This window comes from Pseudomonas sp. Pseusp3, assembly GCF_047304225.1.
GTDB classification, from domain to species: Bacteria; Pseudomonadota; Gammaproteobacteria; order Pseudomonadales; family Pseudomonadaceae; genus Aquipseudomonas; species Aquipseudomonas fluorescens_CD.
This window is the reverse complement of sequence record NZ_JBGLYV010000146.1, coordinates 1-11426: the sequence shown is the minus strand read 5'-3', so window position 1 is coordinate 11426 and position 11426 is coordinate 1. Positions and strand designations below refer to the sequence as shown.

Sequence of the window (11426 nt, the reverse complement as noted above, 5' to 3'; positions counted from 1 at the left end):
GTCCCGGGCTGCATCGGCGCCTGCTACGCCAGCAGCTTTTGCAGCGTCCCGAGCTGCATCCGCATCAGCCTTGGCGGCGTCCCGGGCTGCATCCGCATCAGCTCTGGCAGCGTCCCTGGCTGCATCAGCGTCGTTTCGGGCAGCGTCCCTCGCTGCATCGGCGGCGTCGTTGTCATTGTCATTGGCGTTGTCATTGTCATGCGCATTGCCCGGGCCTCTGTTCCCGGCCATACCACCATGATCAGCGTCGCCACGCCCTGGACCTCCATGACCGTCAGCGCCATGGCCAGCAGCACCATGATCGCCACCCTCTCCATGGCCGTTGCCACCGTGGTCGCCTCCGCCGTCACCGCCGTGGCCACCGTGACCACCGCCTCCGGAGCCACCGCCACCGTGACCACCACCGCCTCCACCTCCACCGCTGCCGCCATCTTTGGCGTACACGCTGGAGAAACTACTGATGTAATCGGGCACCAGGATCGTCGATGCCGACAGGACACCGCCAATTGCCAGAGCCAACAAACATTTTTTGAGCAGCATGTTGCACCTCCGCTTGGAGTTGCGTCGTCATCTCCGTATTGAACGCAATATCCAGTGAGTTTCCGGCCGCCCTTTGGAGCGGCCAGCCAACCGGCCCGAACATAAATCTGCAGCAATAACGAGCAACTGCGGTATCCGCTCGATCCCTCAGAGCCAATCAGCATGGTTACGTGGGAAACATTCCCACATTTTTTTTAGATAAGTGCTTTCAGCCCGAGTTCAAAAAAAGAATCAGTCCCTGTTCAACACATCGATGATTGGGCAAGACGCCCCGCCGTCGCCTGCATCGCATTTGTGCACCAGTTCGCCCAGCACCTGCTGCATTGCGGCAAGGTCGGCCATCTTTTGCTCGATCATGGCCAGCTTGCGCACGGCCAGTGCCCGGGTCTCGCTACAGGTGCAGGCCACATCAAGTGTCAGCAGCATGCCCACCTCATCCAGCGTGAATCCCAGCGCCTGCGCCCTCTTGATGAAGCGCAGCCGTTTGACCTGCTCCGGTAGATAGTGCCGATAACCGCCGAGCGGCTTTGCCGGCTCATCCAGCAAGCCGCGTCGCTGGTAATAGCGAATGGTCTCGATGTTCACCCCGGCCGCTTGCGCCAACTTGCCGATACTCAGCCCTGTTGTCATCACATGCCCCTTGATTCTGTACCCGGGTACGGAGTGTAGAGTGACTCTAGGTTAGATCGATTCAATGGAGAAGACGATGGCTCAGGCTCCAGCAGAAACCATCAGGCTCGACATTCAGAATCCCCACCGTGCACAAGTGAGGCAACCATGAGCGCCGTCATCCTCGAATCCATATTGACCTGCCCGCATTGCGGCTTCGCCAAGCAGGAAGCCATGCCCACGGACGCCTGCCAGTTCTTCTACGAGTGTGGCAGTTGCAAAACCCTGCTACGCCCGAATCCTGGTGACTGCTGTGTGTTCTGTTCGTTTGGCACGGTGAAATGCCCACCGATTCAGGAGCAGCGCGGATGCTGTGGTACGGGATAGATTTAAGTTTATTCGGTTTATCAGACGCCCCCAACGCGCCTCAAACCGCGATTATGGGAGGTTAGTGTCATGTGGAATTACGCTCTGATGCTCGTGGTGATCTACCTGATCATCACTCTCTGCATCGGCTGGTTGTATACCATTGCTCTCCTGCATTGGTTTTGATCCGACGGGAGAAGTGCTGCTACAACCATTCACCGAACTGGACGACAGCTTCACTCCCCCTACTCGCGTCGATCCTTTGCCAATCACCCCAACGCTCGCCACGCCCCAATAGCGACAATGGACCACGTCAGTACGATGAGCACCGCAGCAAACCAGTTCACCGGGCGCTGCAAGTCTCTAGCCTCCCACTCCGCCGCTTTGAGCTGACACTCCTGCAGCACCGCTGATGGCATCAGACGGACAGCAAGCAGAATGCCAAGCGGCAAAATAATCACGTCATCCAGGTATCCAAGCACTGGAATAAAATCGGGAATAAGGTCGATTGGGCTCAACGCATAGGCCACGACAAAAACCGAGACCCACTTGGGTAGCCAGGGTGTTTGCGGATGCTGATAACAAAACCGGAGCACCATGGTTTGCCGTTTAAGCTTTCGGGCCCAGCCACGCAGGCAACAAAGAAGGCGGTTCATGTCGTTGTCATCAGAACGTGGGGGATGCGATCACAAGCGTAGCGCCATTGGAAAGCGGCTGCCATGAGTTGCTTGCAGCCCTTGGTGACAGGCAGAAAACGGCTGAAGCGGACTCTCACGAAGGGCAACTGTCAGCCAATCGCGCCGTATCCTGTCCAGGTCTGGTTTATGGGGAAGCCAGGAAACGCAGGGCCGGGACAAGGCCACTATGACTTCGTTTCTCTGCAGGCAGGTCTGCTCCTCTGATTCATCACGACAACGCGCGCGAGTTGATGGCGAAGCTCGTCAAAGAAACTCCGAAAGTTTGTGCAGACACTGCTCCTTTCAAGATGTGACCCGTCCTGAATATCGCGCCCTGCCCATTAACCTGGATACTTCAAGGGCTTTCGTATAGAACCTGGAGCGCGCGGCCAATGAGTTTTTTTATCATGTAAAGGAGCGCAAAATGAGCTGCCTGGCGTTCGAATGACGTGTCGCAGTCGACTGGCGCGCAGTCATCTCGGGCACCATGGGTAAAGTCTCGGGCACGATGAGCGCGCTTGCTGTCGACTACAGGAGACCGGAGGAGGTGTTTTGAAACCATTCCCGCTAAGACCTGGCGCCTCAACTCTGAACATGTTCCTGCAAGGGGGATTGCCACGCCGTGACGCTGTGCCGCAAACGTTAACGGAAAAAGCGGTGATCCCAGGCATTCCAAATGCTCGCTACTGGCTGGACCACGACCTGACTCTGTTCATTCAGGATGCAATTGAGGGCAACAAACGCGAGAGCGAGGCTCTCGCCAGGGCTGGCAAACCGAACAACATCCTGCCGCAGGCAAGTATGCTGGCAGTTTCGGGAGGCGGTGACGCTGGCACATTCGCAGCGGGACTCATTACGGGGTGGACCACGCATGGGACTCGCCCCATGTTCAAGGTCGTCACGGGCATTAGCGCGGGCGCCCTGCTCGCCCCGTTCGCTTACCTGGGATCAGGGTACGACGACGTCATTCGGTATATCGCCAACGCCATCGGTCCAAAAGACGTTTTTCATTCGCGAAACGTGCTGACCCGTCTTGCCAGCGACGGTATAGCGGACAGCAAGCCACTGTCACGGCTCATTACAAAGTACGTCACTGCGGAGATTCTTGCGGCGATTGCAACGGAATACGCCAAAGGACGAATCCTGCTGATCGGCACAACCGACCTTGATTCAGGGCGGCCAGTCACGTGGAACATGGGCACCATTGCCTCTAGCGAAGCACCGGGAGCGCTCGACCTCTTCCGCAACATCATGATCGCGTCGATGAGTATTCCCGGCGCAGTCTCACCCGTGATGATCGATGTGGACGTTGACGGCAAACAGTTTCAGGAAATGCACGTGGACGGAGGAGTGATCACTCAGGTGTTCCTTTACCCACCTGGCACCAAGATGGCGCTGAACAGAGCCACCGGAGCACCGTTGCGACTCGAACGTCATTTCTATGTCATTCGCAATGGGACACTGGAGCCACAGTGGTCCGGGACGAAACGCCGTACATTGAGCATCGGCGGTCGAGCCATCAGTGCGTTGATTCAAACTCAGGGGATCAGCGACCTGGAGCGAATTTACCGTATGGCGCTGCAGGATGGAGCGGATTTCAATCTTGCGTACATTGGCTCCGACTTTAACTTTGCGCACAATCAGAAATTCGATGGCGAGTACATGAAGCGTTTATTCGATTACGCTTTCCAACTCAGCGCGAAGGGCTATCCGTGGCATAAATCGCCGCCCTCGGAAAACACCAGACTACGAAACACCCGCTGAAAGATTGCCTGAATCGTTCAAGCGGTTTTGGCGAGATGTTCAAACTGGCAGTGATACCGGGCGTCCTTGAGGCTGGCTTCAAATTCCTCCAGCCCCGCATAGACCTTCTGCAACCCTTGAATCCGGGTCATCAGCTCCAGTTTTTTGTCGGTGATCGCCTTGTTCGCCACATCCCAGGGCAGCTCCTGGCCCCGGTGATCCTTGAGGATCGCCTGCATTTCCTTGAGTTTGAAGCCCAATTGCTGAGCGCATTTGATGAACGTCAGCAGTTCAACGCTTTGCTGGTTGTAAACCCGATATTTGCCTTCACGCCGGGGCGGCGGCAGCAAGCCTATGTCTTCATAGTGGCGAATGGCTTTAACGGTCGTGCCCGACAACCGGGCGGCTTTGCCGATATACATGAAAAGTCCTTTTTCTCGCACAGGAACGGGGGCGTGTACTGGCGCGCCGCATCTTTGCATACGGATGCGGAGTCGGGAACCCGAGGGTGTCAAATGGCAGAGTACTGGCAAGGACGATGCTGCATATCGTGTGTATCAGTGACTGGCGATATCCTCGGCTTGCTTGAGCCAGGCTTCCCGCTGGTTGGGTCTGGAGCCGAGCAGCGGCCCAAACGTCAGGGTCTTCAACGGTTTGATGCCACAGAACTCCAGCGTGGTCTTGCGCACCTGGTGCAGGCCAGGCATGCGGTAGACCCATTTGAAGTACCACGGTGGAGTATCCATCGTAACCAGCAGGTGAGCCGTCCGCCCCTTTAAAAGCTTGTCGGGAAAGGCTTTACCTTCGCGGTACTTGAAGGCAAAACCGGGCAAGAATACCCGGTCGAAAAAACCTTTCATCAACGCCGGAATGCCCCCCCACCAAATCGGATAGACCAATGCCAGGTGCTCAGCCCAAGTGATATCGGCCTGGGCCTTGAGCAGATCGGGTTCCAGTTGCTGAGTCTGTATGTAGCCATCGTGCAACACCGGATCGAAGCTCAGTGCATCCAGTCGTAACAGACGAACATCATGCCCGGCACTTCTTGCAGCTTCGACATACCTCTCGGTCAACGCACCACAGAAACTGTCGATTGAGGGGTGACCCAGAATCACCAGTACTCGTTTGCTCATCATCACTGCATCCTGAAAGTGGAGCTTTCAACATAGGGTGTGCCCTTAACGGGAGAGTCAATGGGCGGTAGCAGGAACAGCCAGAAGCGAGCACTCAAAGAAGTCACGAACGACCAGGCTCTCACGTCAATCAATCCTCCGACTGTCGTACCATCGCCAGATCGACAGAACGGAGGTTGATATGAGGAATGGTGCAGGCAAACGAGTCGTTGTCATTGGCGCAGGCATAGTGGGCGCGTCCTTGGCGTATCACCTGGCTGGCAAAGGTGCCAATGTCATCCTGGTCGAGGCTGAAGACATAGCGTCCGGCGTGACAGGACGCTCTTTCGCATGGATCAACACCTCCCACAACGGGCCCGACTCCATCGCACAGTTGCGCGCTGCAGCCATCAAAGAGTACCGCCAACTCCAAACCGAGCTGCCCAGTCTGGAGATACGATGGACGGGGTCCCTGTCTTACAGCGCGAGCCTGGGTGAAGTGCCGCCCGCCTCAGGTCAACAGCCTTCGGCAACTCTGGTATCCCGCTCCCGGATTCTCGCCTTGGAGCCGAACCTCAGGAATCCCCCTCAGCATGCCTTGTATGAAGCCGAAGAAGGCGCGCTGGACGCCGTGCAAGCAACCCATGCCTTGATCGCAGGTGCCCAGGCTCATGGGGCGAAGGTTTTCACACAGACTCGAGTGCTCGGCTTCATGACCCGGAGTGCAAAGGTGATCGGAGTTGAAACCGTAATGGGCAACATTGAGGCCGACATTGTCGTACTGGCAGCAGGGACCGGCATCACACAGCTGACAGAGACGCTGAACGCGTCCCTTCCAATAGAAGCCTCTCCTGCAATATTCATCCGCTACAAGACACAACCCAACCTCGTGAACACCATCATCTCCAGCCCTGAAATGGAAGTGAGGCAAAGCACGGACGGTACGTTACTGGCGGCGGAAGATTATTTGGGAGACGCTCTGGAAAACCAGCCGGAAGCGATAGCACTACGAACTGCCTGGGCCATCCAGAACGAACTCTACGGGGTTGTTTCCATTGAGCCTGAGTTGGCGTGTGTCGGACTAAGGCCAATACCTGTCGATGGCACCCCCATCATCGGCTATCTACCCAATATTGGCGGTGTGTACGTTTGCTCGATGCATCCTGGCGTCACTCTGGCGGCGATAGTCGGCCGACTTGCCAGCGAGGAGATCATCGACGACAAGGCATCTCCTGCCCTTGACCCATGCCGTCCTGAGCGATTCTTCCAGGCGCAGGAGCACTTGTCTTTGTCTTCAGTCCAACACTCGTGATCACCAGCCTGAGTTCGAAGCGGCGCTCTTCTGGCCATATCTCGCAACCTGTCACCGGCTGCCATGGATCGCTTCCGGTCAGGCGTGCCAGGCAGAAATCGGAAAAGAAGCCGTTATTCCGGTCTACGCAGAGAAGGTGCCGGGTCTGTTCGTGCTCCTTGGGGCAACGCCTACAGACCAGGACATGCAGAAAGCCCCGAACAATCACAGCCCCTACTTCACCGTGGACGATGCGACCCTGGCTACAGGGGTGAAGGCGCATGTCCGGTTTGTGCTGAATTATCCAGGGCGGATGGCGGAAAAATTGAGTCCATCAGGCTGATCAGGGCCTGACCCGATAGCTCAGAGCACCCCGGGCACCACCAGGGTCAACCAGGCAACACAGGGCCCCACCAGGGCAACCACCGCGCTGTAGATCAGCAGGCTGCGCAACACTTTTTCTCGCTCCTGCGGGGGTGTATTGGCAACCACCAGCGCACCATTGGTGGAGAACGGGCTGGTGTCGACAATGGTGGTGGAAATGGCGATAGCCGCGACCACGCCGACCGCACTGATGTGGCCCTGGCTCAAGAATGGCACGGCCAGGGGAATGATCACCCCTAGCAACGCCGTGGACGAAGCGAAGGACGAGATGATTGCGGCAGTGAAGCACAGCAGCAAAGCGACCAGCAGCGGTTCACCCAGGCCGGAGATGCCATGGGCGACATAGTCGATGGTACCGATGGTCTGCATCACTCCGATGTAAGTGATGATCCCGGTGATCAGCAGAACAGTCGACCAACTGACCTTGTCAATGGCCGCCTTCTGCGCCTTGGGCGCGAACATGGCCAGGACTACCGCGACCGTCATGGCCACCAACCCGATATTGAACTTGAACACTAATGCCGAGATCGCCAGGGCCAACAGCCCGACCAGCGTCGACAGCTTGGCCCCGTCCAGGCCGCTGAGGGTATGTAGCGGCGCACCGGCACCCGTCAGGTCAGTACGATGATAAGCAGGGGACGCCGGCGTACCGCCGTGGCCAAGAATGGCCAGCGATGCACCAGCAGCATGCAACCCGGGACCGGACGGGGCCACCACCAATGACAGGCGAGCGCTGCGTAAACCACCGAAGGCTACGAATACCACCATGGCAATCCCCAGGTTGAACAGCAGGCTGGCGATGAACAGAGTGAACGGTGCATAAGGCAGCCCGGAGGACGCAACGATCTGATTGGTTATGCCACCGAAAATACTCACAGGGGAGAAACTGCCGCCTTGAGCGCCGTGAATCACCATCAGCCCCATGAGCACCGGGTTGATGCGGTACTGCACGGCGAAGTTGAGCGCAATAGGCGCGAGGATCGCTGCCACCGCAGGGCTCAGTGCACCGAAACCGGTGAGCAGCGCCGCCACCACGAACATCACCCAGGGTATCCAGGCGACATGGCCACGCACCATCAACACTGCCCGTTCGATCAGCCAGTCGATGGTGCCGTTGTTCTGGGCAATGCCGAACAAATAGGTGACACCGACCAACGTCAGGAACAGGTCACTGGGAAAGCCGGCGAAGATGGTCGCCGAAGTCATGTCCATTATCACCGAACCGACGATAAAGGCCGCCGCGAACGCCAGCGCACCCATGTTGATGGGCAACACGCTGGCGATGCCGAAAATCACCACTAGCACTAAAATCGACAGAATTTCATTATTCATTTCAATCTGACTCCCCGCATTCGGACGGTCCCGCAGGTACCGTCCTTGTTGTTATTGTTTCGGGATGTTTAGCAATCGACTCACGTCGGGTCGAGCGTGCCGAAACGAGGAAGCGTGGCTGCCTGCGAAGTCGGTCGTACAAACACAGAAGCTTTCAAATCTGTCGTGCTAATTGCCATTAAATGCTGCTGGCCGGCGCTCGGCAAAGGCTGCCAGTCCTTCGCCAAAGTCAGCACTTTCGCAGGCTTGTCGGCGCAGTTCGGCAATCTGCTCCATCGCCTGCACCGGAATCGGTTGCAGGTCTTCGAGGATACGCAACTGTTCCTTGACCGCCGCAACGGCTAGCGGCGCTTTGCTGGCGATGCCGTGTGCCAGTTCCAGTGCGGTCGCTTCCAGCACATCGGTGTCGACCAGCCGGTTGACCAGACCGAACCGTTCCGCCCGCTCCGCATCGAGCTTTTGTGCAGTGAAAAACATCTCCTTCAGCACATGAATCGGCAAATTGTTGAAGAAGCGCAGCAATCCACTGGTGGTGTACGGCAGCCCAATGTTCACTGGCGTCATGGCAAAGCTTGCGCTGCGGTCCGCGACGACCATGTCGCAGCTCATTACCAGATCCACCGCGCCGCCCCACACCGAGCCGGACACCAGGGCAATCACCACGCCGGGATAGGCGCGGATGCGGCGCAATACCTGTTCGAGCGGTTTGCCATAGGCAATCGGGTCGCGGTCGTGTTGCAGTTCGCGGATATCGTGGCCGGCACTCCACACGGGTTGGCCGACTTCGCTGCCGAGGATCACCACCGGGATGCGTTGCGACGCCAGGGCGACGAGACTTTCGTCGAGCGCTGCCAGCAGTTGCGCGCTGAGTGCATTGCGGTGTGTGGGGTTGCTGAAGACCAGCCGCGCGATGCGTTCATCGACCCGGTTGACGGTCACGGTTGTGGAAGAGGCTGGATTCATTGTGCGGCTCCTGTCGATTGCGCGCCGGTCACGTCATCGGAGTTCTGGAACACTACTTTAGCGGCGAGCAGTGCGTTGATTGATGCAGCGTCGAAACCGGCTTCGCGCAATACTTCGACGGTGTGTTCGCCAAGCAGTGGCGGTGGGCGGCTGACAACGCTGTCAGTGGCGCAGAACACCGGGGTCACTACCTGACGCAGTGCACCAAGTGTCGGGTGCGTGAGTGTCTCGGTCAGTTGGCTGTGCAGCACCTGCGGGTCGTCGAAGACCTCATCGAGTGTGTTGATCGGGCCGGCGGGCAATCCTGCTTCGACGAACATCGAGGTCCACTCGCGTTTGCTGCGGGTTTTCAAACGACTTTCCAGAATCTCTCTCAATTCGTCACGACGTTCGACCCTCGCTTCATTGGTGGCGAAGCGCGAATCGTCCGGCAGCTCGGGCAAATCGAGCAGTATGCACAAACGCCCCCACATGGCCGAGGTGATCGGCGCCAGATTGAGCGGGCCATCCTTTGTCTGGAACACGCCGTAAGGTGCAATCACCGAATGGGCGTTGCCGGTGCGGCGCGGCACATCCCCCAGGCTGAGGTAGCGTTGGCCGTGCACACTCAGCAACCCGACCAGACTGGCCAGCAGCGAAGTGCTGACATGTTGGCCACGCCCGGTGCGCTCGCGCTCGAGCAGCGCGGCCAGCACCGCTGTCACCAACCACATGCCCGAAGTCAAATCGCCGATGGCGGTGCCGGTGCGTGTCGGGTCGCCATCGACGAAACCGGTCAGGCTCATCAGCCCCGAGTAGCCTTGGGCGATCTGGTCGAAGCCCGGCCAACTGCTCATCGGCCCGTCGGCGCCAAAGGCGTTGATGCTGCCCATTACCAGTCGCGGATTGCGGGCGCTGAGCACCTCATAACCGAGGCCCATGCTTTGCAGCGTGCCAGGTTTGAAGTTCTCGATGACGACGTCGGCGTCATCGATCAGCTGCTGGATGGTGGTCAACCCTTCGGGATTGCGCAAATCAATGCACATGCCGCGCTTGTTGCGGTTACACGATAAATAGTAGGTGCTCACGCCCCGGTCGAAGGGGCCCCAGGTGCGGCTCATATCGCCAGTCGGGCCGGGCTCGATCTTGATCACATCGGCACCGAGGTCTGCCAGCACCATGGTGCAGAACGGCCCGGACAGTGCGCGACTCAGGTCGACGATTTTCACGCCTTGCAAAGCTTGCATGGGATTCTCCATTGAAGGGTTGAATACGGGCCATTGCGCCAAGGCCTTTGAAGCGCTGCTCGCCTTTGACGGCCGTTGGCGCTTCGTGTTGTGAGGCGAGTCTAGGCGCCGTATCTCATATCCTTCAAATATGATATTCCTCTAATCTCATCGGAAAATCCTATGGCTTGGGAGGGTACACATGGACCTGCGCCAGTTGCGGTATTTCATCAAGGTGGTCGAGTGCGGGAACATCACCCGCGCCAGTGAAACGCTGCATATCGCGCAGCCAGCCATCAGCCAGCAGATGCGCAATCTGGAACAGGACATGGGCATGCAACTGCTCGAGCGCAGTGTGCATGGCGTTGTTCCCACGGCGGCTGGGCAAACGCTTTATCGGCATGCCATCGAACTGCTGCGCCAGGCCGACGGCACCCAGGAACTGCTGCGCCAGGACGCCGAATTCCCGCGAGGCAAAGTCTCGGTCGGCATGCCGTCGAGTACGGCGCGCATGCTGGCAATTCCGCTCGCGCGCACAATTCGCAGCCGTTATCCGGGTATCAAGCTGGAATTGATCGATTCTCCGAGCGCCGAACTCGGACGTCTGATCACGGTAGGGCGAGTGGCTCTGGCGGTGAATGTCGATGCGGTCGAAACCCGGGGCATGGCTTTCCGGCGGCTGTTAACCGAAACGTTGTACTTGGTGGCGTGGCCGGAATTTCCATTATCGGATGAACCGGTGTCGATTGAGGCATTGGCGAAGATGCCGCTGGTGCTGCCTTGTGCTCCGAACTCCATTCGCAGTCGGGTCGAATTTGCACTGCAGGAGGCCGGCCTGAAATGCGAGGTTGAATTCGAAGCCAATTCCACAGACCTGTTGTTCTCAGCCGTCAAGGCGCAGCTCGGTGTCACGATCCTGCCGTGGGCCGCGGCCCATGTTGAGCTTGTGCAACACAGGCTCAAACTGGCCAGGATCGATCATCGACTGTTCAAGCGGGATCTTTCGCTGTGCTGGCATGACACGGTTGTAGAGAGCAATGCCGTGCAGAAGGTCAAGTCGACCATTTTCGAGCTGTTCGAGGAATTCGAGCGGCAGCCGGGGTGGGCCGATGAACTGGTCAAAGGAAAGAACCTCCAAGACTACTGACGGACTATCTATATTGGGTCGTTTCCTGCCTCTCGCAATTCCCCGAACTACCCCGAC

The 11426-nt window shown here is 58.0% G+C and carries 12 protein-coding genes and 1 pseudogene; 5 read left to right on the top strand and 8 right to left on the bottom strand.

Annotated elements, in window-relative coordinates; translation table 11 throughout:
• Nucleotides 1–23 precede the first annotated feature (23 nt).
• Together ACCD00_RS28530 and merR are read right to left on the bottom strand one after the other, a co-directional pair.
• Complete coding sequence (locus tag ACCD00_RS28530; RefSeq protein WP_413428580.1) at nucleotides 24–431, bottom strand: hypothetical protein; 408 nt, start codon at nucleotides 429–431, stop codon at nucleotides 24–26.
• Between the two features lie 340 nt (nucleotides 432–771).
• Complete coding sequence (gene merR / locus ACCD00_RS28525) at nucleotides 772–1170, bottom strand: Hg(II)-responsive transcriptional regulator (RefSeq protein WP_413428579.1); 399 nt, start codon at nucleotides 1168–1170, stop codon at nucleotides 772–774.
• 147 nt (nucleotides 1171–1317) lie between these two features.
• On the opposite strand from merR, the gene ACCD00_RS28520 reads away from it, so the two are divergent.
• Nucleotides 1318–1536 carry a GDCCVxC domain-containing (seleno)protein gene (locus ACCD00_RS28520; RefSeq protein WP_413428578.1) on the top strand — a complete coding sequence of 73 codons (219 nt, stop codon included), beginning with the start codon at nucleotides 1318–1320 and terminating at the stop codon, nucleotides 1534–1536.
• A 248-nt stretch (nucleotides 1537–1784) separates the two neighbouring features.
• Here the strand turns inward: ACCD00_RS28520 and ACCD00_RS28515 are convergent, their stop codons facing one another.
• The gene (locus tag ACCD00_RS28515; RefSeq protein ID WP_413428577.1) at nucleotides 1785–2171 is read right to left on the bottom strand and encodes a YkvA family protein; all 387 of its coding nucleotides are present in this window, start codon (nucleotides 2169–2171) and stop codon (nucleotides 1785–1787) included.
• Between the two features lie 573 nt (nucleotides 2172–2744).
• On the opposite strand from ACCD00_RS28515, the gene ACCD00_RS28510 reads away from it, so the two are divergent.
• Nucleotides 2745–3956, top strand: a complete 1212-nt coding sequence (locus ACCD00_RS28510) for a patatin-like phospholipase family protein (RefSeq protein WP_413428576.1) — start codon at nucleotides 2745–2747, stop codon at nucleotides 3954–3956.
• Nucleotides 3957–3973: 17 nt separating this feature from the next.
• Here the strand turns inward: ACCD00_RS28510 and ACCD00_RS28505 are convergent, their stop codons facing one another.
• Both ACCD00_RS28505 and ACCD00_RS28500 read right to left on the bottom strand, forming a co-directional pair.
• A complete protein-coding gene (locus tag ACCD00_RS28505) occupies nucleotides 3974–4357 on the bottom strand; it encodes a MerR family transcriptional regulator (RefSeq protein WP_413428575.1) in 384 nt (127 codons plus the stop codon).
• A gap of 135 nt (nucleotides 4358–4492) precedes the next feature.
• On the bottom strand, nucleotides 4493–5071 hold the full coding sequence (locus ACCD00_RS28500; protein WP_413428574.1) for an NAD(P)H-dependent oxidoreductase: 579 nt from the start codon (nucleotides 5069–5071) through the stop codon (nucleotides 4493–4495).
• Between the two features lie 178 nt (nucleotides 5072–5249).
• Here ACCD00_RS28500 and ACCD00_RS28495 point away from each other — a divergent pair, with 178 nt between their 5' ends.
• Both ACCD00_RS28495 and ACCD00_RS28490 read left to right on the top strand, forming a co-directional pair.
• Nucleotides 5250–6359, top strand: coding sequence for an NAD(P)/FAD-dependent oxidoreductase (locus ACCD00_RS28495; protein WP_413428573.1), 1110 nt, complete (start codon nucleotides 5250–5252; stop codon nucleotides 6357–6359).
• Nucleotides 6360–6483: 124 nt separating this feature from the next.
• Nucleotides 6484–6681: pseudogene (locus tag ACCD00_RS28490) on the top strand (amidohydrolase); the annotation flags it as partial.
• A 20-nt stretch (nucleotides 6682–6701) separates the two neighbouring features.
• Here the strand turns inward: ACCD00_RS28490 and ACCD00_RS28485 are convergent.
• The 3 genes from ACCD00_RS28485 to ACCD00_RS28475 all read right to left on the bottom strand — a co-directional run bounded on the left by ACCD00_RS28485 (nucleotide 6702) and on the right by ACCD00_RS28475 (nucleotide 10243).
• Complete coding sequence (locus tag ACCD00_RS28485; RefSeq protein ID WP_413428572.1) at nucleotides 6702–8054, bottom strand: SLC13 family permease; 1353 nt, start codon at nucleotides 8052–8054, stop codon at nucleotides 6702–6704.
• Between the two features lie 168 nt (nucleotides 8055–8222).
• Complete coding sequence (gene scpB, locus ACCD00_RS28480) at nucleotides 8223–9017, bottom strand: methylmalonyl-CoA decarboxylase (protein WP_413428571.1); 795 nt, start codon at nucleotides 9015–9017, stop codon at nucleotides 8223–8225.
• A complete protein-coding gene (locus tag ACCD00_RS28475) occupies nucleotides 9014–10243 on the bottom strand; it encodes a CaiB/BaiF CoA transferase family protein (protein WP_413428570.1) in 1230 nt (409 codons plus the stop codon). The genes scpB and ACCD00_RS28475 overlap by 4 nt, the downstream gene beginning before the upstream one ends.
• Nucleotides 10244–10424: 181 nt before the next feature.
• On the opposite strand from ACCD00_RS28475, the gene ACCD00_RS28470 reads away from it, so the two are divergent.
• Nucleotides 10425–11369, top strand: coding sequence for a LysR substrate-binding domain-containing protein (locus ACCD00_RS28470; RefSeq protein WP_413428569.1), 945 nt, complete (start codon nucleotides 10425–10427; stop codon nucleotides 11367–11369).
• Nucleotides 11370–11426: the final 57 nt, after the last annotated feature.